Annotated in this window: 23 protein-coding genes; 13 read left to right on the top strand and 10 right to left on the bottom strand. The window is 38.8% G+C overall.

Going from position 1 to position 21498, the window contains the following annotated elements:
- Position 1: 1 nt before the first annotated feature.
- The 7 genes from H529_RS0100300 to H529_RS0100270 all read left to right on the top strand — a co-directional run bounded on the left by H529_RS0100300 (position 2) and on the right by H529_RS0100270 (position 5175).
- On the top strand, positions 2-691 hold the full coding sequence (locus tag H529_RS0100300) for an SPOR domain-containing protein (protein ID WP_022854580.1): 690 nt from the start codon (positions 2-4) through the stop codon (positions 689-691).
- 20 nt (positions 692-711) lie between these two features.
- A complete protein-coding gene (locus tag H529_RS0100295; RefSeq protein ID WP_022854579.1) occupies positions 712-1164 on the top strand; it encodes an N-acetyltransferase in 453 nt (150 codons plus the stop codon).
- Between the two features lie 119 nt (positions 1165-1283).
- Entirely contained in the window at positions 1284-1604 is a 321-nt protein-coding gene (locus H529_RS0100290) for a TusE/DsrC/DsvC family sulfur relay protein (RefSeq protein WP_022854578.1), read from the top strand.
- 9 nt (positions 1605-1613) lie between these two features.
- Positions 1614-2105, top strand: a complete 492-nt coding sequence (locus H529_RS11065; RefSeq protein ID WP_022854577.1) for a DUF655 domain-containing protein — start codon at positions 1614-1616, stop codon at positions 2103-2105.
- 92 nt (positions 2106-2197) lie between these two features.
- The gene (locus tag H529_RS0100280; RefSeq protein ID WP_022854576.1) at positions 2198-3349 is read left to right on the top strand and encodes an acyl-CoA dehydrogenase family protein; all 1152 of its coding nucleotides are present in this window, start codon (positions 2198-2200) and stop codon (positions 3347-3349) included.
- Between the two features lie 14 nt (positions 3350-3363).
- The gene (locus H529_RS0100275) at positions 3364-4158 is read left to right on the top strand and encodes an electron transfer flavoprotein subunit beta/FixA family protein (protein WP_022854575.1); all 795 of its coding nucleotides are present in this window, start codon (positions 3364-3366) and stop codon (positions 4156-4158) included.
- A gap of 9 nt (positions 4159-4167) precedes the next feature.
- Complete coding sequence (locus H529_RS0100270) at positions 4168-5175, top strand: electron transfer flavoprotein subunit alpha/FixB family protein (RefSeq protein WP_022854574.1); 1008 nt, start codon at positions 4168-4170, stop codon at positions 5173-5175.
- Here the strand turns inward: H529_RS0100270 and H529_RS0100265 are convergent.
- The 8 genes from H529_RS0100265 to leuC are packed head-to-tail and all read right to left on the bottom strand — an operon-like array spanning position 5165 to position 12371.
- Positions 5165-5617 (bottom strand): Mut7-C RNAse domain-containing protein, encoded by a 453-nt coding sequence (locus tag H529_RS0100265; protein WP_022854573.1) that lies wholly within the window; start codon positions 5615-5617, stop codon positions 5165-5167. The genes H529_RS0100270 and H529_RS0100265 overlap by 11 nt on opposite strands.
- Complete coding sequence (gene aspS / locus H529_RS0100260; protein WP_022854572.1) at positions 5614-7416, bottom strand: aspartate--tRNA ligase; 1803 nt, start codon at positions 7414-7416, stop codon at positions 5614-5616. Before aspS ends, H529_RS0100265 begins: the two co-directional genes overlap by 4 nt.
- A gap of 38 nt (positions 7417-7454) precedes the next feature.
- Positions 7455-8231 carry a TatD family hydrolase gene (locus tag H529_RS0100255; RefSeq protein WP_022854571.1) on the bottom strand — a complete coding sequence of 259 codons (777 nt, stop codon included), beginning with the start codon at positions 8229-8231 and terminating at the stop codon, positions 7455-7457.
- Positions 8232-9059: a metal ABC transporter permease gene (locus H529_RS0100250; protein ID WP_022854570.1), complete on the bottom strand. Its 828-nt coding sequence runs from the start codon at positions 9057-9059 to the stop codon at positions 8232-8234.
- A gap of 2 nt (positions 9060-9061) precedes the next feature.
- A complete protein-coding gene (locus tag H529_RS0100245; protein WP_022854569.1) occupies positions 9062-9793 on the bottom strand; it encodes a metal ABC transporter ATP-binding protein in 732 nt (243 codons plus the stop codon).
- A complete protein-coding gene (mazG, locus tag H529_RS0100240) occupies positions 9790-10572 on the bottom strand; it encodes a nucleoside triphosphate pyrophosphohydrolase (RefSeq protein ID WP_022854568.1) in 783 nt (260 codons plus the stop codon). The genes H529_RS0100245 and mazG overlap by 4 nt, the downstream gene beginning before the upstream one ends.
- Positions 10573-10574: 2 nt before the next feature.
- On the bottom strand, positions 10575-11075 hold the full coding sequence (gene leuD, locus H529_RS0100235; RefSeq protein ID WP_022854567.1) for a 3-isopropylmalate dehydratase small subunit: 501 nt from the start codon (positions 11073-11075) through the stop codon (positions 10575-10577).
- 21 nt (positions 11076-11096) lie between these two features.
- Positions 11097-12371: a 3-isopropylmalate dehydratase large subunit gene (gene leuC / locus H529_RS0100230; RefSeq protein WP_022854566.1), complete on the bottom strand. Its 1275-nt coding sequence runs from the start codon at positions 12369-12371 to the stop codon at positions 11097-11099.
- A 186-nt stretch (positions 12372-12557) separates the two neighbouring features.
- On the opposite strand from leuC, the gene xseA reads away from it, so the two are divergent.
- From xseA to H529_RS0100205, 5 genes are all read left to right on the top strand, one after another.
- The gene (xseA, locus tag H529_RS0100225; RefSeq protein WP_022854565.1) at positions 12558-13934 is read left to right on the top strand and encodes an exodeoxyribonuclease VII large subunit; all 1377 of its coding nucleotides are present in this window, start codon (positions 12558-12560) and stop codon (positions 13932-13934) included.
- 10 nt (positions 13935-13944) lie between these two features.
- Positions 13945-14193, top strand: a complete 249-nt coding sequence (gene xseB, locus H529_RS0100220) for an exodeoxyribonuclease VII small subunit (RefSeq protein ID WP_022854564.1) — start codon at positions 13945-13947, stop codon at positions 14191-14193.
- Positions 14183-15088: a polyprenyl synthetase family protein gene (locus H529_RS0100215; protein WP_022854563.1), complete on the top strand. Its 906-nt coding sequence runs from the start codon at positions 14183-14185 to the stop codon at positions 15086-15088. Before xseB ends, H529_RS0100215 begins: the two co-directional genes overlap by 11 nt.
- Positions 15085-16956, top strand: coding sequence for a 1-deoxy-D-xylulose-5-phosphate synthase (gene dxs / locus H529_RS09520; RefSeq protein WP_422821899.1), 1872 nt, complete (start codon positions 15085-15087; stop codon positions 16954-16956). The genes H529_RS0100215 and dxs overlap by 4 nt, the downstream gene beginning before the upstream one ends.
- Before the next feature lie 64 nt (positions 16957-17020).
- Positions 17021-19228, top strand: a complete 2208-nt coding sequence (locus tag H529_RS0100205) for a RelA/SpoT family protein (protein WP_022854561.1) — start codon at positions 17021-17023, stop codon at positions 19226-19228.
- Here H529_RS0100205 and rpmB read toward each other — a convergent pair.
- Positions 19225-19422 carry a 50S ribosomal protein L28 gene (rpmB, locus tag H529_RS0100200; protein ID WP_022854560.1) on the bottom strand — a complete coding sequence of 66 codons (198 nt, stop codon included), beginning with the start codon at positions 19420-19422 and terminating at the stop codon, positions 19225-19227. The genes H529_RS0100205 and rpmB overlap by 4 nt on opposite strands.
- Before the next feature lie 169 nt (positions 19423-19591).
- Between rpmB and purD the strand changes: the two genes are divergently transcribed.
- The gene (gene purD, locus H529_RS0100195) at positions 19592-20875 is read left to right on the top strand and encodes a phosphoribosylamine--glycine ligase (RefSeq protein ID WP_022854559.1); all 1284 of its coding nucleotides are present in this window, start codon (positions 19592-19594) and stop codon (positions 20873-20875) included.
- A 4-nt stretch (positions 20876-20879) separates the two neighbouring features.
- On the opposite strand, the gene purE is transcribed toward purD, so the two are convergent.
- The gene (gene purE / locus H529_RS0100190; protein WP_022854558.1) at positions 20880-21386 is read right to left on the bottom strand and encodes a 5-(carboxyamino)imidazole ribonucleotide mutase; all 507 of its coding nucleotides are present in this window, start codon (positions 21384-21386) and stop codon (positions 20880-20882) included.
- Positions 21387-21498 lie beyond the last annotated feature (112 nt).

Genomic DNA, 21498 nt, shown 5'->3' with positions numbered 1-21498 from the left:
TATGGAGGGTAAGAAGGTAAAAATAGAGGTAAGTAGGATTGCTTTAGTTTTTATTATACTCTTTGGGTTGTGTGTACTGGTTTGGAGTTTTATTGGAGGAGTTTGGGTAGGAAGTAAATTAGGTTCTAAAGAACAGGAGAAGATAGCCGCAGAGTCTACCTCTAAAGAGGAGCTCCCACCACCTCCACTTCTTCCAAGTAATGAAAGTGCGATCTCACCACCTTCTTCTGGGCTTAACGCAACGGCAGAAAAACCTGTAGATCTTCAAAAAAATGCTTCTTCTCAAGCTTTTGTCCCACCTTCTAAACCTGAACCTAAAGCAGAAGCTCAAGTAATAGAAAAAGAAAAAAAGCAGGCTAAACCTAAGGTATCTGAAGTAAAAGAACCTTCCAAAGAAAAAACATCTATTTCTAAAACCAAAGAGGTAGCGAAAATTTCTAACCAGATAAAACAAGGGTCTTTTGCGCTTCAGGTGGGTGCTTTTTCGCAAAAGGAATCTGCTGAAAAGTTGAGAACTTTAGCTGAAAAAAAAGGTTATAAGGTTACGGTAAAAGCTATTCCTTCTGAGGGAAAAACTCTTTATAAGGTTTATGTAGGTAGATATGCCTCCAGAGAGGAGGCAGAAAAAGCAGCTACTAAGGTAGCCTCTGACCTTGGAGTGAGTAAACCTTTTGCTGTAGAGTTAAAGTAAATTTTTATAAGGTTTTAATAATGATAAGAAAAGCCAAGCTTTCTGACATAAAGTATATTTATAAACTAATTTTACATTTTTCTAAAACTGGAGAGGTCATTTCTCGGCCTTTATCTGAATTGTATGAACATGTAAGGGACTTTTTTGTTTATCAGGATAAAGATTTAGTAGTTGCCGCTTGTGCCTTGCAGATTTGCTGGGAAGATTTAGCAGAAATAAGGTCTTTGGTAGTAAGTGAAGAGCATCAAAATAAGGGTATTGGATTGGCTTTGGTAAAGGCTTGTTTGCAGGAGGCAAAAGAACTTGAAATACCAAGGGTTTTTGTTTTAACTAGAGTGCCTGTTTTTTTTGAAAAGGTAGGATTTGTAAGAACTAATAAGTCTGAGTTGCCTTACAAGGTGTGGTCAGACTGCGTAAGATGTCCAAAATTTCCGGATTGTGATGAAGTGCCGATGGTGAAAGAAATTTTTTAAAATTACCCTTGACTTTTTTGTAAAAATAGATAAAAATAAATTGTAAAAATAAGTTTTAAGGTTTAGAATATCTTTTTTGAAAAAAACGTTTTATTAAAAAATAAAAGGAGGTGTTAGGTATGCCAACAGTTGAGTACAAAGGGAAGGTTTTTGAAGTAGACGAAGACGGATTTTTAGCAGGTGGTCTTGATGCTTGGTGTAAAGAATGGGTTGAGTATGTTAAAGAATTAGAAGGTATTCAGGAGTTAACCGAGGAACACTGGAAGGTGATTAACGTTCTTCAGGATTACTACAAGAAGAACGGTGTTGCTCCTATGGTTAGAATTTTGTCCAAGGTTACCGGATTTCCATTAAAGAAGATCTATGAGTTGTTTCCCTCTGGTCCCGGAAAAGGTGCTTGTAAGATGGCTGGATTACCTAAACCTACTGGGTGTGTGTAAAGCATAAAAATGCCTTTTCATAAAAGGGGTGGGCTTTCTCGCCCCTTTCTTTTCTTTTATTTATGTAGTGTTGGTTTTCTTTTGTGTGTCTTATTGAGTGTTTCTTTAGTTTTTGCTAAAAAATTAGACATAAATCAGGCTACAGTAGAAGATTTAGAAAAACTTCCTGGCATTGGTAAGAAAACAGCCCAAGCTATTGTAGACTATCGTGAGAAAAACGGGCCTTTTAAATCCTGGGAGGACGTAGAAAAAGTAAAAGGGATAGGTCCTAAAAAATTGCAATTGTTAAAGCCTTATCTTACTCTAGGAGAAGAAGGAGAAAAAGCTAAACAAGAAAAAAAATCAACCTCAAAAAGTAGAAATAAAAACCTTCCTTCTAATTTAGAAGTGAACAACCCAATTTATTACTACGTAGACGAAAAAGGTAAAGTTCATTATACTCAGTTTCCTCAGACTGTTCCTTTGAAATATAAAAGTACATTAAGGCCTTTAAACCCATAATCTCTATTTTTCATAAGTTCCCTTTTTTATCTTGCTTAACAGAGATTTTTTAGTAAAATAGAGGAAATTTTGAATTTTGAAGGAGTGTTTTTATGATTGATTACGGGCTAAATGACACTCAAAAATTGTTGGTTGACCTTATCAAAAGGATCGGAGAAGAGTATATAAAGCCCTATGCCTTGGAATGGGACGAAAAAGAAGTTTATAATGAAAGACCTATAAAGGCCTTAGCCCAAGCCGATTTTTTTGGAATAATTGTTCCTAAAGAATATGGAGGCTTGGGTTTGGGTAGTTTGGAGATGTGTCTTGCGGTGGAACATCTTTCTTACTATTGTGCAGGTGTTTCTACTACTTATGCTGCTTCTTTTCTTGGAGCTTATCCTATTATTTTTTTTGGTAATCAAGAGCAAAAGGCTCATTATTTGCCTCGTATCGCTAAAGGAGAGAGCCTTTGTGCTTTTGCCTTGACAGAACCTCAGGCAGGAAGTGATGCCTTTGGGATCAAAACTACAGCTAAAAAAGAAGGAGACTATTATGTATTAAATGGAGTAAAACAGTGGATTACTAACGGAGGTATAGCAGATATTTATGTGGTTATAGCCCTTACAGACCCTTCTAAAGGGGCAAGAGGTGCCAGTGCTTTTATAGTAGAAAAGGGTGACCCCGGTTTTACAGTAGGCAAAAAGGAAAAGAAGTTGGGGTTAAGAACTTCGGTTACCACTGAGCTTTTTTTTAATGATTGTGTGATCCCTAAGTCAAGACTTCTTGCTAAAGAAGGTATGGGGTTTATCGTGGCCTTAAAAACCTTAGATTATGCCAGATGCGGTGCAGGAGCCCAGGCTGTAGGAATAGCTCAGGCAGCGATGGAGATTTCTTTAAAACACGCTTCCTCAAGGATTCAATTTGGGCAACCTGTTTATCAGTTTCAAGCAGTAAGCCATACCTTTGCTGATATGGCGATGAAAATCGAGGCTTCAAGGAGTTTACTTTATAGTGTAGCCCGGTTTATAGATCGGGGGGCTAAAGATTTTTCTGGGGCTTCATCTATGGTAAAATGTTTTGCCACAGATGTGGCTATGTGGGTTACCGAAAGAGCTATCCAAATGATGGGTGGTTTAGGTTATATGAGAGATTATCCTGTTCAAAAGTATTTTAGAGATGCAAAGTGTCTGCAGATTTACGAAGGGACAAATGAGATCCAGAGAAACGTGATTGCCAGAGAGTTGCTTAAACACTATAAATAAACGAGAGGTCAGAGATGGAAAAAATAATCCTTTGTATAAAAGGGGTGCCTAAACCAGGGACAGTTAAGGTAGACCCAGTGACCCATACCCTAAAGAGAGATAGTTTAGAACTAATTCTTAACCCTCCAGACAGACAGGCTGTAGAAATGGCCGTAAGGCTTAAAGAAAATTATGGATTGAAGGTTACTGTGATTACTATGGGTCCTCCTAATGTTATACCTCTTTTAAAAGAGGTATACGGGATAGGGGCTGATGAAATGGTACTTTTGTCTGACAGGGCTTTTGCTGGTGCAGATACCTTAGCTACAAGTTATGTCCTTGCTGAGGCTATCAAAAAGATGTCCCCTTATTCTTTAGTCCTTATGGGTCTTAAATCCATAGACGGAGAGACCTCTCAAGTTCCTCCGGAAACAGCAGCTTTACTTGGATTGCCATCTATTACTAATGTTAAAACCGTTTTAAAAGAAAGGAATAATTGGGTAGTGCTAAGACAGACAGAGTATGGTGAAGAAGAGTTAGAGGTAGAACCTCCTTTTGTAGCTTCTGTTTTACCTGAGGCTTTTGACTATCTAAGGCCACCCTCTTTAAAGAGACTTTTAGAGGTCAAAGAAAAAGATCCCTTGGTTTTTACAGCCAAAGATCTGGGATTATCTTCCGAAAAATTAGGACTGAATGGTTCACCTACTCAGGTAGTAGATGTTTTTGAGAAAAAATTTGAGGCCAAGGGACAGGTGTTGGAGGGAGAACCTTCTTTTCTGGTAGAAAAGCTTATCTCTGTTTTAGAACAAAAAGGATTAATCCATCGTTAGAGGTGAGACATGATCGAAAAAAAGCACTTAGAAGAACTTGGGAAAGGAAGTCTTTTAGCTTTTGGAGAAATTTTTAACGGGAAATTACACCCTTCGGCTATAGAAGTGCTTACTCCTTTAAAAGAATTAGGCCTAAAGTTAGATAAAAAGGTGGTGCTTGTTTGTTTGATAGATAATCTTAAATCTTTCCAGGATTTAGAGGTGTTAAAAAAATCTATTGCTGATGAAGTTTGGATGGTTTGTCATCAAGAGTTGGTCCATTTTAAAGATGATTTATATGCTGAAGTTTTGATAGAAATTGTCAAAAAAACCTCTCCTTACGGGTTGTTTTTCCCGGCAACCTCACTTGGTTGTGCTTTGGCTCCAAGGATAGCCGGAAAATTAAATTTAGGTCTTTGTGCTCATGTTAATCATTTAGAGGTAGAAGACGGAAAGATAGTTATGGCAAGACCTACTTATGGAGAAAACATCATAGCTAAACTTATATCAAAAACTACACCTGTTATGGCAACCCTTTCTATCGGTGCCTTTTCTCCTTCTTACGGAGAAAGAGAACCGAAGTTTTTTGAAGTAGCAATGCCTGAGGAATTTACTTGGGCAAGTAAAATAAAGGTTAGAAATTTTAAACCCTCTGCCAAGCAACCTAACAGGCTTTCTACCGCTAAAGTGGTTGTGGCTGGAGGGAGAGGGCTTAAGTCTAAGGAAAACTTTAAGAAGCTTTTTGAGCTGGCTCAGCTCCTAAAAGCTGAGGTTGGGGCTACACGTCCGGTTTGCTACGAAGGTTGGGTTGAAGAAGACCGGATGATTGGGGTAAGTGGAGTAACTGTTAGACCTAAAGTTTATATAGGGTTTGGGATCTCTGGAGCACTTCAACATACTGTAGGGATGGAAAACTCAGAGTTTATCGTGGCGGTAAACACCGATAAAGAAGCTCCACTGGTTAAAATGGCACATCTTGCGTTGATAGGAGATGCTTCTAAAGTGTTAGACTTATTGATAAAAAAACTTAAGAAATAAGTTTTTGAAACTTTTCTTGAAGCCTTTTTACGTGATCTCCTTCCCAATAAAGTTTTTGACAGGAAGGGCAGTAGTTGAATTCCTCATAACGTTGATATACTTTTTCAGGTATAAGAGATTTAAAGTCTTCTTTGTTCACAGGGATAAGTTGTCCTCCGCATAACGTACAAAGGTTAAGTTTAAGCTCAGGTTTAAGGTTAAGGCGATTTAAACAAAGTTTAAGCTGAGTTTTTAGGTTATCTCTGGGGAGAAGTAAAAATTTTACTCCTGCTTTTTCTAACCTTATGGCTGTTTCAGGGCTGGTGATAAGAAAAATACAATCTTTATGTTTTAAAATATCCTGGTCTGAAATTTTGCCTTCACAAAAGATTACAGGATAGCCTAAAAACAGGAGCCATTTGCCTAAACCTTTCAGGCTTCCTTCTAAAAAAAATTTTATCATTCTGTTTTAGGTTTTTTTTCCCATCCAGGAAGAAGATGTAGTTCCAGTATCTGTTCTATTTTAACCTCTGCAGGTGCGCCGGTAAGTAGACATTGGGCTCTTTGAGTTTTCGGAAAGGCTATAACTTCTCTTATACTCTTTTTCCCAAGCATAAGCATGATTAATCTGTCAAGTCCAAAGGCTATTCCACCATGAGGAGGAGCTCCAAATTCTAAAGCACTAAGCAAGAACCCAAATTTTTCTTCAGCCTCTTCTTCTGAGATACTTAAAAGTTTAAAGATTTTTTGTTGTAAGTCTTTACGATGGATACGAATACTTCCACCTCCTACTTCTATACCATTTAAAACCAAGTCATAGGCCCTAGCCCTTACTTTAAGGGGGTCTGTGTCTAAAAGAGGAAGGTCTTCTTCTTTAGGATGGGTAAAAGGATGGTGCACAGAAACCAGTCTGTTTTCTTCATCATCCCATTCAAAAAGTGGAAAATCTACCACCCAAGTGAAGGTAAAAACTCCTTGAGGTATTAAGTTAAGCTTGTTTGCTATATGTTTTCTTAGCTCCCCTAAAACTAAGTTAGCAATTTCTTTAGAGTCAGCCACAAAAAAGAAGGTAACTTGTTCTTCTTCAACCTTAAAGACTTCTACCAGTCGTTCTAAAACAGAGGGTTCAAAAAATTTTACGATAGGGGAGTTCCATTTCTCTTCAAAGGTTTTTCCGTTTTTACTGTATTTGATCCAGGCAAGACCTTTGGCTCCTAAGTCTTGAGCAAACTTAGTCAAATCTTCTAACTCTTTTCGAGAAAAAGTGGCAGGGGCTTTTAACCCTTTGACCACCCCACCTGCATCTAAAGCACCTCGAAAGACTTTAAAAGAAGAATCTTTAAACAACTCAGACAGGTTTTGTAATTTTAGGTCAAACCTTAGGTCAGGTCGGTCTGTACCATATTCCTCTAAGGCTTTTTCAAAGGTTATCACCGGAAAAGGTGTTGAAAGGGTAATTCCCAGGTTCTTTTCAAAAATGTAACTCATAAGTTCTTCTATAAGCGCCATCACGTCCTGTTCTTCTACAAAGGACATCTCCATGTCAAGCTGAGTAAACTCTGGTTGTCTGTCTGCCCTAAGGTCCTCATCCCTAAAGCATCTTACAATCTGATAGTACCGGTCTACCCCTGCTACCATCAAAATCTGTTTAAAAAGCTGAGGGGATTGAGGTAAGGCATAAAACTTGCCAGGATAAAGACGGCTTGGAACCAGATAGTCTCTTGCTCCTTCAGGGGTACTTTTAGTTAGGTAAGGGGTTTCAATCTCTAAAAAACCTCTACTGTTTAAGAATTCTCTTATGGAATGGTTTCCCTTGTGTCTAAAGATAAAAGGGGTTAAACCTTCAGGACTTCTCATCTCTAAATAACGGTATTTTAAACGAAGAGCTTCGGAGACCTCAGAAAGGTCTTCGTCAAGCGGGAAGGGTGGGGTTTTTGAGGTGTTATGTATTTCTACGTCTGTAGCTACGAGCTCTATGTCACCGGTAGAAATCTTAGGGTTTTCCATTCCTTCTGGTCTTTTCCTTATCTTACCTCTAACACTTACTACATACTCTATTCTAATGGAGTCAGCTAAGTTATGTATCTGTGGGTCTATATCTTCTTCAAAAACTACCTGAAGTAGACCAGACCTATCTCTTAAGTCTAAAAAGATGATACCTCCATGGTCTCGTCTTCTAAGCACCCAACCAGAAACAGTAACTTCTTTTCCTATAAAATCTTTGTTTAATTCACCTATATAGACCTCTCTTTTAAGCCGCATTTAACCATCCTCCCCAATCCTTAAAAATTGCTTCTATATTATAGCACCAAAGAAAAAAATCTTATAGTGTTTTCTTTAACTTTTTCTGCTATTTCCTCTAAAGGGAGTCCTTTTACTTCTGCTATTTTTTGAGCGGTATAAGGTAAAAAAGCAGGTTCATTTCTTTTTCCTCTGAAAGGCATAGGGGTTAGATAAGGGCAGTCCGTTTCTATAAGTATTCGTTCTAAAGGAATAAACTTTACAGCGGCCCTTAGCTCTTCTGCTTTAGGAAAGGTCACCACCCCTGGAATAGAAATATAACCACCTATATCAAGTATCCTTTTAGCTATTTTAGTACCAGAGGTAAAACAATGAGATACAAAGTTAAGAGGTAAAAAATTTTTAAGGATAGCTATCGCAGTCTCCCAGAGGTTTTCTTCACCTCTAAGATGAAGGATTACCGGTTTTTGTTGAGACTTGGCTATCGCAAGTTGTCTTTCAAAGTGTTTGATTTGCATCTCCTTAGGAGAATATTCTTTTACCCAGTCAAGTCCGATTTCACCAAGGGCTACTGCTTGAGGCAAAAGTTTTTCTAACTCTTTGTAATCTTCTTCAGAAAGTTTTTTTACCTCATGGGGATGAAAACCCAGAGCCGGGGAAATAAAGTCAGGATATTTTTGATGCAGGTCTAAGGCTTTTTTATTGGTAGAAGGGTTAATCCCTACTACCACACAATGGATAACACCGTTTTGTTTAGCCCGGTTGATGGTATCTTCTAAGTCTTTTTTAAATTCTGGGAGGTTAAGATGAGCATGGCTGTCTATAAACTCTAACATTTAAGCCCTCCCTCTTTTCATAATAAAAGAGATTAGCAGCCAAAAACTCATACAAAGAACTACAGCACTTGAAAAAGGAATGTCCCATACTAGAGAAACTATTGTTCCTAATAAGATGCTAAAAAGGTTGGTTAAAGCAGTTAAAAAAATAGTTTGTTTTACGTTGTTTCCTGTTTTTAGCCCTAAAACACTGGTAAAAACAAACAAAGAAGAGACTAAAAGCACTCCCATAAGTTTGATACTGATAAACACCTGAAGGGTTAAGATGGTAAGAAACCAAAAGTTAGCCCATTTAAAGTTAACCCCAGGGATTTCATGGTCTGTCTTCTGGGTGATCCATAGAGGATAGTATTTATAAAACACCAGCAACGTCAGACAGGCTATCCATAGGCTGTTAAACATATCCTTAGAAGTAACGGTCATCAAGCTTCCAAATAGATAGGAAAGGAGTCTCGTGTCATATTGAGAGGTTTTGGTAATAAGGATTAAAGCTATACCAAGGGCTAAACTGGCGATGATAGAAGTTGCTGTGTCTTCATAAAGTCTAAACGTTCTCTTTAAAACAAATACCAAAGAGGTGCAAAAGAGGGTTACCAGCCCCATGATAGGGTATTCTAAAAGAGGGTAGGTAAAAATATCTGGGAAATATTCAGAGATTATAGAAATAAGGATGATAGCTAAGAATAAAATGTGGGTTAAGGCGTGTGGGAAGAGGGAGTTTCTTTTTAAAACCAAAAAGGGTGAAGTAAAGGCAAAGGAAATCCCAAGAAAAACTCCAGCTAAAAGCCCATATTTTAACAATCCTAAGGATAACCAAAGTTCAGTCATTTTTACCAGTGGGAATGTTCTATCCGGTGATATTCCGAATAGAAATCTTTTTGTTGGCTTAACGTACAAAACTCTTCATGGTTTCCATGGAAAAAGAGATTCTTGTTGATACAGGCTATTTTGTTTACCGATTTGGTTAGTAACCAGGTTTCATGGGTAATGAGTAGAATGGTTAACCCTTTTTGATGTAAGCTCTCTAATAACTTATAAAACCTTTCCTGGGAAAAAAAGTCTAAGCCTACCGAAGGTTCATCAAGGATTAATACCTCTGGCTTTAAGATCAAAGACCTTCCGATATAGGCTCTCTGGAGCTGTCCATAAGAGAGTTTCCCTAATTTTTGATTTAAAAGGTCTTGTAGCCCTAAGAGATGGATCACCTCTTCAAAATAACTTTTATCTAAAGATTTGTGGTACCATTTGGCAGGTAAAGATATAAATTCTCTTACTGTAAGGGGGGTTAAAAAATCTATCAAATCTCCAGCCCTCTGGGGGACATACCCTATCTTAAACCACTCTTTAAAATTTTTTAGTTCTTTCCCCCACCAAAAGATTTTCCCTTTAATAGGTTTTAGGAAACCCAAAATACATCTAATTAAAGTGGATTTTCCCCCTCCGTTAGGCCCGATGATGGCTAAAAAATCTCCTTGTTCTACCTCAAAGTTTATGTCGTTAAGAATCAAGCTTCCGTCGTAGGCAAAGTAAAGATGCTCTACCTTCAATATGGTTTGACTCATACAGAAGTTTTTACCTCTTCCCAGATTTGGTCAAGTTGGATTAAACTGAGATCCTTCCAGGAAAGTCCTCTTTTTTCTATTTCCTGTTCTAACCTTTTAAAACGGTTTTCAAACTTTTCTAAAGCCACCTTAAGAGCTTCTTCAGGGTTGATGTTTAGCTTGCGAGAGAGATTGGCTATCGTAAAGAGAAGGTCACCTATTTCTTCTTTTAAGGCCTCCTTTTCCCCTTTTTGAATAGCTTCTTTTAACTCTGCAGCTTCTTCGCTAAGTTTATTTAAAACCTCTTCAGGTTTTTCCCAGTCAAACCCTACTCTTGCTGCCCTTTCTCCTAAACGAAAGGCCCGTTGCAGGGCTGGCAAACTTTTAGGGATGTTCCCTAAAACAGAAGAACCTTTTCCTTCCTCTTTTTTGATCCTTTGCCAGTTTTTGAGCACCTCTTCTGCTGTTTTAGCAACCTCATCGCCAAATACATGGGGGTGTCTTTTTATCATTTTCTGGGCAGTATAATAAAAAACGTCTTTATAAGAAAAGACGTTTTTTTCCTCATAAAGATACAGGATAAAGATCAACAAAAAAAGAAGATCCCCTAACTCTTCCCTTATCTCTTCATCTTTTTCCTTTTCTATAGCTTCTATCAATTCATAAGTTTCTTCTATAAGGTATTTTTTCAAAGTCTGAGGAGTTTGCTCCCTATCCCAGGGACATCCATTTTCTCCTCTTAAGGTTTTGACTATTTCTCTTAAGGTTTCAAAACTGGCTTCTTCTTTGGTCACCTTCATTTTTAACCCTGTTTTAATCTTTTCATGATATGAGGTATTAACCCTCCGTCTTCTAAAATTTCTTTCATAAACTGTGGTAAGGGTTTGGTGGTATAGGTTTTATTTTTGGTTAGATTGAGGATTTTACCTTCTTCGGGATAGACCTCAAGCTCATCTCCTGTTTCTATATCCTTTGAAGCTTCGGGACATTCAAGGATAAGAAGCCCAGTGTTAAAAGCGTTGCGGTAAAAAATCCTGGCAAAACTTTCAGCTATCACACAAGAGATACCACAGGCTTTTATCGCTATAGGGGCATGCTCTCTGGATGAGCCACATCCAAAGTTTTTACCTGCTACAATTATGTCTCCAGGATTTACTTTTTTAGAAAACTCTGGGTCAGCATCTTCCATACAATGCTTGGCAAGTTCCTGTGGATCGGTGGTGTTAAGATATCTTGCAGGTATGATAACGTCTGTATCTATGTTGTCTCCAAACTTCCAGGCTTTACCTTTTATGGTATTCATGATTTAACCCTCCCTTTGAGTTTATAAGCCTAATTCTTCTGGTGTAGCAATATAGCCAACCACTGCACTTGCAGCTGCCACAGCCGGACTGGCTAAATACACCTCACTTTCAGGATGTCCCATCCTTCCTACAAAGTTTCTGTTGGTGGTAGCTACCGCCTTTTCACCCTTAGCAAGAATACCCATATGTCCTCCTAAACAAGGCCCACAGGTAGGAGGAGAAATGATGGCCCCACTTTCTATAAAAATTTCTATCAACCCTTTTTTCAAGGCTTCCTTGTAGATTTTAGGAGTAGCAGGGATGATGATACACCTTACGTTGGGGTTTATTTTTTTTCCTTTAAGGATTTTAGCCGCTATGATAAGGTCTTCTAATCTTCCGTTGGTGCAGGACCCGATTACTACCTGGTCGATGTAAATCTTAGGTAAGTCTTTTACTGGTTTTACGTTAGAAGGAAGATGAGGTAAGGCAACCACTGGGTCTATCTTAGATACATCATACTCCCTTATTTCTACATAGTTTGCTTTTTTATCAGGCTTTAGGACTAAAGGCTTTCTGGTAGAATGTTTCTTTACAAAGGCTAAAGTTTTTTTATCTGGTGCAATCAATCCTACCTTCCCCCCAGCCTCTATGGCCATGTTACACATCGTAAACCTGTCACTCATAGATAATTTTTCTATAACCTCACCGGTAAACTCCATTGCCTTATAAAGGGCTCCGTCTACTCCGATATCTCCTATGGTATAAAGGATTAAGTCTTTTCCTGTAACCCAGGGTTTAAGAGTTCCATAATAGACAAACTTTATGGTTTCAGGGACTTTAAACCAGGTTTTTCCAGTTAACCAAGCTCCAGCAAGGTCTGTAGACCCAACCCCTGTAGCAAAGGCACCCAAAGCTCCATAGGTACAGGTATGGCTGTCAGCACCTATCACTACATCTCCAGGCACAACCAACCCTAACTCAGGTAAAAGGGCGTGCTCTATACCACAGGATCCACCTTCATAATAATGGGTGATTTTATGTTTTCTTGCAAACTCCCGACATATCCTTACTTGTTCTGCACTTTTAATGTCTTTGTTAGGGGTAAAATGGTCCATAACCAAGGCGATTTTTTCTGGGTCAAAAACCTGGTTTATCCCTGTAGATTCGAAAACCTTGATGGCCAAAGGCCCGGTGATGTCGTTAGCTAAGGTTAGGTCTACCGGCACCTCTACCAGCTCTCCTGGCTCTACATACTCTTTTCCAACCTTTTGGGCTAAAATTTTCTCTGCTAAGGTCATTGGCTTTTTTCCCATAGGTTAACCCCTTTTAAAATTTTTTAAGAGATAATAAATTTTAAAACTTAAGCCAGATTTTGCAACCTAAAGTTTTTTGCCCTACCTATAGGTAATTGGTTAATTTTTTGCCTCCGTTAAAAATGTTTTTTTGATTTTAGATCTGTCCTGATGTAAAACTTAAAAATTATGTTAATTTACTAAAGTATGGGGCAACAATTTGAATACCAGCTTAACCAACCGATAGAAGGTTTAGAAAGATCCTACTTTACGGTAAAAGAGCTTACTCAAAGGGTTAAAAAACTTGTAGAAGAGGGTTTTTCTCTTTTATGGGTAGAGGGAGAGATTAGTAACCTTAGACATGCTCAAAACGGAAATCTTTATTTTAATCTTACTGAAGAAGAAGCCTCCATTAAAGCCATAATCTTTAACGCCCAGAAAGAAAAAGAAATAGTTTCTTATCTTCAAAATGGGCTTAAGGTTTTATGTTGGGGTAAGCTGAACTTTTATCCTAAGACAGGTGAAGTCTATCTTATCGTGAGAAGGATAGAACTTCTGGGAAGTGGATATCTTGAGTTAAAAAAACAACAGCTGATAAAAAAATATCAATACTTGTTTGATCCAAACAAAAAAAGGTCTATACCTCTTTTTCCAAAGAAAATAGCGGTGATAACCTCTATTTTTAGTGCTGCCCTGCAAGACTTTTTAAAGATTGTTTCAGAAAGATGGGAGATAGAGGTTTTGGTATATCCCTCGAGGGTACAAGGAGAAGGGGCAGAAAAAGAAATCGTTCAGGCTATCAAAGATATAAACCTTCATTTTTACGATGTAGATGTAATCTTTATTACCAGAGGCGGTGGTTCTGCTGAAGACCTTGCTCCTTTTAACACAGAAGAGATCATCTTGGGGATAAGTAAGTCAAAAATACCGGTAGTTTCTGCTGTAGGCCATGAGATAGATTATACTCTATGCGACATGATAGCTGATAAAAGATGTCCTACCCCCTCTGCCGCCGCTCAAGAGGTTATCCCTGATAAACATAAATGGCTTGAAAAACTCGAGCTTTATAAAAAGAAGTATAAACAGTTTTTAGACATCATCCTTTCTAAGAAGCAAAACAGGCTTTATCAAGTAAAATTAACCTTAACAGAAAGAAGCCCCTTTAACCTTCTGTATAGTTTAGAAAAGGACCTAAAACAAAAGTTTTACAGGTTAAACGTACTCTTAAACGAGGTGATAGCTTATAAAGAAAAAAAGGTTCTTAACCAGAAAATTTCTTTAAGAAGATATCATCCAGCCGAAACTCTACAGAGGGAGGAGGACCGTTTACAGAACTATAGAAGGCGCCTTGAGTTGAGTTTTGAGAATTATTTTCAGCTCTGCGAAAACAGACTGACCGGCTTAAAAAGTCTTCTAACCTCGCTTTCGCCTTTAAATATTTTAGAAAGAGGATATAGTATAGTAAGAAAGTTAGAAACCAAAAAGATAGTTAGGTCGATAGAAGAGGTGCAAATTGAGGAGGTTTTAGAAGTAAAGCTTAGCAGAGGAAGTTTATTGGTTAAGGTTTTAAAAACCGAAGAGTAAGGAGCAGGGGATGGAGAAAGAGCTAAGCTTTGAAGAGGCTTTAGCTGAAATAGAACAAATTTTAAGGCAGTTAGAAAATAAAAACCTTGAGTTAGAACGAGCTATAGAACTTTATGAAAGAGGGTTGTTTTTGATACATTTTTGTGAGGAGAAGCTTAAAAAAGCCAAGGCTAAGGTAGAGGTTATCCTTAAAGATGAGAAAGGTTTTAAATTGGAAACCTTAGAGAGGGCTTCAGAGATCTTAAAAGATGGAAACTAAAAATTTTGATTTTTTTGCTTACCTAAAGAGAAAGGCTGAGAAGGTAGAAAAGGTTTTAACCGAGTTTTTCCCACAACCCAAGGGATATGGTGGCCGTGTGGTTGAGGCTGCCAGTTATAGCCTTTCTGCCGGAGGGAAAAGGATAAGACCGGTTTTATGTTTAGCAAGCTGTGAGGTTGTAGGTGGAAGGGATGAAGATGTCCTCTTTTTTGCTGCTGGCATCGAATGTATTCATACCTATTCGTTGATACACGATGACCTTCCTGCTATGGATGACGATGATTTTAGACGAGGTAAACCCTCTTGTCATAAAGCCTATGACGAAGCAACAGCTATTTTAGCTGGAGATGGGTTGCAAAGTTTGGCTTTTTGGTTTTTTACCCACCCTGAACAGGTAAAAAGGGTAAGCAAAAGCGCGCTTTTAAAGGCCATTCATCTGATTTCTCAAGCCGTAGGCTTTGAGGGAATGGTAGGAGGTCAGATGGCTGACCTTTTGATGGAAGGAAAAAAGGCAGGGCTAAAAATACTAAAATGGATCCATCTTCACAAAACCGTAAAACTCATCGAGGCCTCGGTTTTGGCAGGGGCTTTACTTGCCAAGGCTAAAAAAAAGGAGTTGCAAGCTTTAAAATCTTATGCTAAACATCTGGGGATGGCTTTTCAAATCGTAGACGACCTTTTAGACGTGATAGGGGACGAAAAAAAGTTAGGGAAAAAAACCCTTTCTGATTTAAAAAAACAAAAACTTACCTATCCTTCTGTGGTAGGGCTTGAGAAAACCAGAGAGCTTGCGGAAATACACACCCAAAAGGCTATTTCTGCTTTAGAACCTTTTGGAGAAAAAGCTATACCTTTAAGAGCGATGGCTGAGTTTGTTTTAAAAAAGGTATATTGATGAAGTTTTTAAAAAACATTAACTCCCCTCAGGATTTAAAAAAACTTAAGATTTCTCATCTGAAGGCTTTAGCTCAGGAGATAAGAGACTATATCGTAGAGGTAACCTCTAAAAACGGAGGTCATGTTGCCCCTAATTTAGGGGTAGTAGAGCTAACTTTAGCCTTACATTATGTTTTTGACTCCCCTAAGGATAAAATCATCTGGGACGTAGGCCATCAATGCTATACCCATAAGCTTATTACAGGAAGAAGAGACCAGTTTCACACTTTAAGGCAGTATGAAGGTATAGCAGGTTTTCCTAAAAGAGCCGAAAGCCCTCATGACATCCTTGACACAGGTCATAGCAGCACCTCTATTTCTGCAGGGCTTGGGATGGCAACAGCTTTGCGTCTTAAAAAAGAAAAGGGAAAAGTAATAGCTGTTATAGGTGATGGGTCTATTACCGCAGGGTTAGCTTTTGAAGGGTTAAACAACGCAGGTTTTTCTAAAGAGGACCTTTTGGTGGTCTTAAACGATAACGAAATGTCTATCGCTCCTAACGTAGGTGCCCTTTCTTCTTTTATCTCAAAAAGGCTTACCGGAAACCTGGTAAGGTTTATCAAAAGAGAAATAGAGTCTATCAGTCATAAAGTTCCAGGGGGAGAAAATTTACTGAGTATACTTAAAAAAGGAGAAGAGTTGTTAAAGGTTGCTATAACCCCTGGTGCTCTCTTTACAGCTTTAAACTTTGAATATGTAGGGCCGGTTGATGGGCATAACTTAGAGGAACTTATAAAGGTACTCAAAAACCTAAAATCTTTAAAAGGTCCTGTTTTATTGCATGTGATTACCAAAAAAGGGAAAGGTTATCCTTATGCTGAGGCAGACCCGGAGACGTTTCATGGAATAGGGCCTTTTGATGTTAAAACAGGCAAGCCTTTAAAGTCTCCTAACTCCCCGCCTTCCTATACAGAAATTTTTGGTAGGACCATGCTCAGGCTTGCTGAGATTGAACCCAAGTTGGTAGCTATTACTGCCGCGATGCGTTCAGGCACAGGGCTTAAGGAATTTTCTGAGAGATATCCTGAGAGGTTTTTTGACGTTGGTATCTGTGAACAACATGCCGTTACCTTTGCCGCTGGCTTAGCCTTAGAAGGTTTTGTCCCTGTGTGTGCCATCTATTCTACCTTTTTACAAAGGGCTTTTGACCAGATAATCCATGACGTAGCCTTAAACCAGGCCAAGGTAATCTTTGCTTTAGACCGGGCAGGGTTGGTAGGAGAGGATGGTCCAACCCATCACGGGGCTTTTGACCTTTCTTACCTTAGACTTATTCCTAACTTAGTGATAATGGTGCCTAAAGATGAAAACGAACTTCAGCACATGCTATACAGTGCTTTAAAATATCCTAACCCTGTAGCTATACGATATCCAAGAGGTGCTGGAGTTGGGGTAAGCTTAGATTGGGAGTTTAAAGAAATACCTTTTGGAAAGGGAGAGGTTTTAAAGTCAGGTAAAGACCTAACCATTCTTGCCGTAGGATCTATGGTTTATCCAGCCTTAAAAGCAGCTTTGGAAGCAGAAAAGTTTGGCCTTTCCGTAGAGGTAATCAACGCAAGGTTTGTTAAGCCTCTTGATGAAGACCTGATTTTAAGTTCTGTGCAAAAGACCAAAAAAGTACTTTTGGTTGAAGAAAACACCCTGATAGGTGGTTTTAGTTCGGCAGTGCTTGAATTTTTGACAGATAAAGGGATCAAAGGGATCGAGGTCAAAAGGTTAGGTCTTCCAGACAGGTTTATAGAACACGGAGATCTTAAAACTTTACATGCAAAATATCACCTCAACACCGAGGGTATTCTCTTAAAAATCAAAGAGTTTTTAGTTTAAAAAATATCAAATCGATATTTTTATCAACCTTGTAAAAATTGGTAATTGTTTAATAATTATTTATATGATTACGTTAAGTAAAATTTTAGACCAGATACAGAGTTATCTACCTGGGTGTAACACCCGTTTGGTAGAGAAGGCTTACGTTTGGGCTGCCAAACTGCACGAAGGTCAGGTTAGAAAGTCAGGAGATCCCTATCTTTCACATCCTATGGAGGTAGCCTACATCCTTGCCCAAATGAAGCTTGACCTTCCTACCATAGCTGCTGGATTGCTCCATGATGCGGTAGAGGACAGTGCGATAAGCTTAGAGGATATAAAAAAAGAGTTTGGAGAAGAGGTAGCTTTTATCGTAGATGGGGTAACCAAGCTTAAAAAACTGCCTAATCCTGCTGAAAAGACAACTTCCAAAGATAAGCTTAACAAACAGGCAGAAAACATAAGAAAGATCATCCTTGCGATGTCAAAGGACCTTAGGGTGATCCTGGTAAAGTTAGCAGACAGACTGCATAATATGCGCACTTTAGAATATCAACCAGAGCATAAAAGAATAAAAATTGCCAGAGAGACCCTTGAAATATATGCTCCTCTTGCTGGGAGGTTAGGAATAGACTGGGTAAAAAACGAGTTAGAAGACCTGAGTTTTAAGTATTTATATCCTGAAGAGTTTCGCAGGTTAGAACAAGAGGTAAAAAAGAGGGTAGAGGCCTCTCAAGAGTATATAGAAAAAGTTAAGTCCCTTCTAAGAGACCTTTTAGAGAAAAACGGGATTAGCGGAAGGGTTTTAGGTAGGGTTAAACATCTTTATAGCATCTACAGGAAGCTTCTTAAGTACAACTTGACCATAGAAGATCTGGACCAGATTTACGACATCATAGGTTTTAGGGTTATCGTAAACACCGTAGAGGAGTGCTATAAAACCTTGGGGTTGGTGCATGCCCTTTGGCCTCCTATCCCTGGTAGGTTTAAAGATTTTATAAGCCTTCCCAAACCTAATATGTATCAAAGTTTACACACCACGGTTTTAGGGCCTGATAGCAAAAAGATAGAAATACAGATCAGAACTGAGTACATGGATAAGGTGGCTAACGAAGGAATAGCCGCTCATTTTCTATACAAGGAAGGGGTTTTTACCTCAAAGCATGGACAGTATAAATATTTAGAATGGTTAAGCAAACTGATAGAACTTCAAAAAGAGCTTAAAAACCCACGGGAATTTCTTGAGTCATTAAAGCTTGACTTTTTCCCTGACGAAATATATGTGTTTACCCCTAAAGGAGATATTATCACCCTTCCGGTAGGAGCCACTCCCCTTGATTTTGCTTATGCGGTCCATACCGAGGTTGGTAACAGGTGTGTAAGGGCCTATGTGAACGATAAACTTGTGCCTTTAGACTATAAGCTTCAAACAGGTGATATCGTTAAAATCGAAACCTCTCCTAACCAAACCCCCAGCAGAGACTGGTTAAAAATCGTAGTAACAGGTAGGGCCAAAAGCAGGATAAAACAGTGGCTAAACCGAGAAGAAAGACAAAAAATGATAGAGTTAGGAAAGGAACTTCTTAACAAGGAAATAAAGAAACAAGGATTAAGTGCTACCTCTGTAAAAGAAGAGGATCTTATCAGATTTTCCCAAGAGTTTAGTATAAAAAATACAGAAGACCTTTATTTTCTCATAGGTTCTGGGAAAATCACCCCTAAGCAGATATTAAAAAACTATTTAGAAACCAAAAAGGTAGAGGAAACTCAAGAGGAGCTTCCGATAGAAGAACAGGTCGAGAAGTTAGGAATAAAAGAGGGATTGGTAGAAAGGCTTTTAACCCAGAATCTGAAAGACGTAGTTGTGGTTGACGGAACCAACAACGTTCTTTTTCATTTAGCCAAGTGCTGTAGACCCATCCCAGGAGATGAAATCATAGGTTATATTACAAGGGGCAAGGGAATCTCGGTTCATCGATTTGATTGTCCAAACTTAAAAGATTTAGACACCGAAAGGCTGATCGAGGTTAGATGGGGTAAGGTAGAAAATCGTTCTTATCCTGTACATATTTCTATAGTTTGTTCAGACCGTAAAGGATTACTGGCTAACATTTCTTCTGTGATAGCTGCCTCAGAAAGTAACGTATTAAAGGCAGAGGTGAGAACCACCTCTGACCAAAAAGCTTATTTTGATTTTTATATCGAGGTTAACAATAAAGAACACTTAGACAAGATTATTTCTAATCTTTTTAAAATAAGCGGCGTCCTTTTCGTAGAAAGGAAATTAGTTTAACTCACCGCTTTTTTAACCTTCCCAGCCTTTAAACAGCGGGTGCATACCTTCATCCTTTTAACCTGGCCATTTTCCAGTTTTACCCTAACACTTTGAATGTTAGGATACCACCATCTTGTAGACTTTTTAGCAGAGTGGCTTATCTGGTTTCCAGCATGAGGCTTTTTACCACATACTTCACAAATTTTAGACATCTTTTCCTCCCTTGCTGATATAAGAATATTCTTAGAGACTTCTAAAGTATAAAATAACTTGACAAAAAAACAACCCTGTTTAAACAGCCTTTTTTATCTAATTTTTGTTGAAATTTTTCAGATTTATAATAACTTAATTGAGTAAGAATTGGGTCTGAGAGGTAGGGATATGAGGATATTAGTTGTGGGTGGTGGTGGAAGGGAGCATGCCATCTGCTATGTGCTTAAAAAATCAAAACATCTGGAGAAACTTTATTGTGTTCCTGGCAACGGGGGGATTGAAGAGATAACCGAGGTTCCCAAAGATATTCAACCTATTGATTTTTCTACCCTTGCAGAGTTTTGTAAAAAAGAAGGGATAGGACTTGTTTTGCCAGGGCCTGAAGAGCCTTTGGTAAAAGGGATAAGAGATGTTCTTGAAGAAAAAGGGATTAAAGTTTTTGGGCCTGATCGTTTTACCGCAAACCTTGAAGGGAGCAAAATTTTTGCCAAGGAGATAATGGTTAAAGCAGGGGTCCCTACCGCAAGGTTTGAGGTGTTTGACGACCCAGATAAAGCAAGGCAATACATAGAAAAAGTTGGGGCACCTTTGGTGGTTAAAGCAGATGGACTTTGTGCCGGAAAAGGGGTGTTTGTTTGTGATACCAAGGAGGAGGCCTTTCAAGCCGTAGAAAAGTTGATGGAACAAAGGATTTTTGGAGAGGCTGGTCAAAGGGTGGTGATCGAGGAAAAACTTGTGGGTGAAGAAGCCTCTTATATCGTAATCACCGACGGAGAACATTTTAAAGCTTTACCCACCTCTCAAGACCACAAAAGACTCTTAGACGGAGACCAGGGTCCAAATACCGGAGGGATGGGAGCCTATTCTCCTACCCCTTTGATTACTAAAGACCTAAGAAAGGAGATAGAAGAAAAGGTTATCTCTCCTGTTTTAAAGACCTTGGCCAAGGAAGGCCATCCTTATCTTGGGTTTTTGTATGCAGGGCTAATGATCGTAAACCACATCCCGTATGTGCTTGAGTTTAACTGTCGTTTAGGAGACCCTGAGACCCAGGTAATTCTTCCCCGAGTAGAAAATGACTTTATCGAGCTTTTAGACGCAACCCTTAACGGCAGGCTTGATAAGGTAGACCTTGTTGAAACCGATAAGGCCTGCGTATGTGTGGTGATGGCAAGCAAAGGCTATCCAGGAAGCTATGAAAAAGGGAAAAAGATAGAAGGTTTAGATAAGGTGAAACAGCTTGAAGACGTAATCGTTTTTCACGCAGGCACTAAAAAAGAAGGGGATGCCTTTTATACCTCAGGCGGAAGGGTTTTAGGTGTTACCGCCCTTGATAACGACATCCCCTCAGCCATAAAACGGGCCTATCAGGCGGTATCTTTAATCCACTTTGACGGCGCCCATTACCGTAAAGACATCGGGCAACGCTATTTTAAGTATTTAGAAACCTAAGCGGTTAATCTTCTAAGTATTTTTTATAACCTATAGCCTCAAGTTTTGCAGCCTTTTTAAGTACCTCTTCTTTCATCTTTTCTTTATAGGCCTTAAGTTTTTCTTTGACCTCAGGATATTTTATCCCAAGGATTTGTAAGGCTAAAAGGGCGGCGTTTTTGGCACTGTTTATGGCAACGGTTGCTACAGGGATTCCAGGTGGCATTTGGACAATAGAAAAAAGGGCATCAAGTCCTTCTAAGGCTTTACCTTTTATAGGAACTCCTATCACAGGAAGGGTAGTAAGAGAGGCAACCACCCCAGGAAGATGGGCTGCCATCCCAGCCCCTGCGATGATTACCTCTATTCCTCTTTGTTCTGCGGTGGTTACCCACTGATGTACCCTTTCAGGAGTCCTGTGGGCAGAGGCTACGGTGATCTCAAAGGGTACCCCAAACTTTTCCAAGGTTTCTGCAGCATCTTTCATAACTTCAAGGTCAGAGTCACTTCCCATGATAATACCTACTTTCATCTCCTCCTCCTTGCTGGTTTATTTTTATTTAAAAATTAGTATACCAAAATTCTGAAAACATTCAAAAGATAGGCAAATTTTTGGTTAATATCTGAAAATATAAAAATAAAAT

Origin of the sequence: Thermodesulfobacterium thermophilum DSM 1276 (assembly GCF_000421605.1) — a bacterium.
Lineage (GTDB): Bacteria > Desulfobacterota > Thermodesulfobacteria > Thermodesulfobacteriales > Thermodesulfobacteriaceae > Thermodesulfobacterium > Thermodesulfobacterium thermophilum.
The sequence above is the reverse complement of the archived record's forward strand: the minus strand, read 5'-3'. Positions and strand labels throughout refer to the sequence as shown.

Coding starts and splice junctions, on each gene's coding strand:
- H529_RS0100205 (WP_022854561.1), top strand. CDS start 17,021: ATGATTACGTTAAGTAAAATTTTAGACCAGATACAGAGTTATCTACCT.
- purD (WP_022854559.1), top strand. CDS start 19,592: ATGAGGATATTAGTTGTGGGTGGTGGTGGAAGGGAGCATGCCATCTGC.
- H529_RS0100245 (WP_022854569.1), bottom strand. CDS start 9,793: ATGAGTCAAACCATATTGAAGGTAGAGCATCTTTACTTTGCCTACGAC.
- H529_RS0100300 (WP_022854580.1), top strand. CDS start 2: ATGGAGGGTAAGAAGGTAAAAATAGAGGTAAGTAGGATTGCTTTAGTT.
- H529_RS0100295 (WP_022854579.1), top strand. CDS start 712: ATGATAAGAAAAGCCAAGCTTTCTGACATAAAGTATATTTATAAACTA.
- H529_RS0100280 (WP_022854576.1), top strand. CDS start 2,198: ATGATTGATTACGGGCTAAATGACACTCAAAAATTGTTGGTTGACCTT.
- H529_RS0100290 (WP_022854578.1), top strand. CDS start 1,284: ATGCCAACAGTTGAGTACAAAGGGAAGGTTTTTGAAGTAGACGAAGAC.
- aspS (WP_022854572.1), bottom strand. CDS start 7,416: ATGCGGCTTAAAAGAGAGGTCTATATAGGTGAATTAAACAAAGATTTT.
- H529_RS0100215 (WP_022854563.1), top strand. CDS start 14,183: ATGGAAACTAAAAATTTTGATTTTTTTGCTTACCTAAAGAGAAAGGCT.
- xseB (WP_022854564.1), top strand. CDS start 13,945: ATGGAGAAAGAGCTAAGCTTTGAAGAGGCTTTAGCTGAAATAGAACAA.
- H529_RS0100275 (WP_022854575.1), top strand. CDS start 3,364: ATGGAAAAAATAATCCTTTGTATAAAAGGGGTGCCTAAACCAGGGACA.
- H529_RS11065 (WP_022854577.1), top strand. CDS start 1,614: ATGCCTTTTCATAAAAGGGGTGGGCTTTCTCGCCCCTTTCTTTTCTTT.
- mazG (WP_022854568.1), bottom strand. CDS start 10,572: ATGAAGGTGACCAAAGAAGAAGCCAGTTTTGAAACCTTAAGAGAAATA.
- xseA (WP_022854565.1), top strand. CDS start 12,558: ATGGGGCAACAATTTGAATACCAGCTTAACCAACCGATAGAAGGTTTA.
- purE (WP_022854558.1), bottom strand. CDS start 21,386: ATGAAAGTAGGTATTATCATGGGAAGTGACTCTGACCTTGAAGTTATG.
- H529_RS0100255 (WP_022854571.1), bottom strand. CDS start 8,231: ATGTTAGAGTTTATAGACAGCCATGCTCATCTTAACCTCCCAGAATTT.
- leuC (WP_022854566.1), bottom strand. CDS start 12,371: ATGGGAAAAAAGCCAATGACCTTAGCAGAGAAAATTTTAGCCCAAAAG.
- leuD (WP_022854567.1), bottom strand. CDS start 11,075: ATGAATACCATAAAAGGTAAAGCCTGGAAGTTTGGAGACAACATAGAT.
- rpmB (WP_022854560.1), bottom strand. CDS start 19,422: ATGTCTAAAATTTGTGAAGTATGTGGTAAAAAGCCTCATGCTGGAAAC.
- H529_RS0100265 (WP_022854573.1), bottom strand. CDS start 5,617: ATGATAAAATTTTTTTTAGAAGGAAGCCTGAAAGGTTTAGGCAAATGG.
- H529_RS0100270 (WP_022854574.1), top strand. CDS start 4,168: ATGATCGAAAAAAAGCACTTAGAAGAACTTGGGAAAGGAAGTCTTTTA.
- H529_RS0100250 (WP_022854570.1), bottom strand. CDS start 9,059: ATGACTGAACTTTGGTTATCCTTAGGATTGTTAAAATATGGGCTTTTA.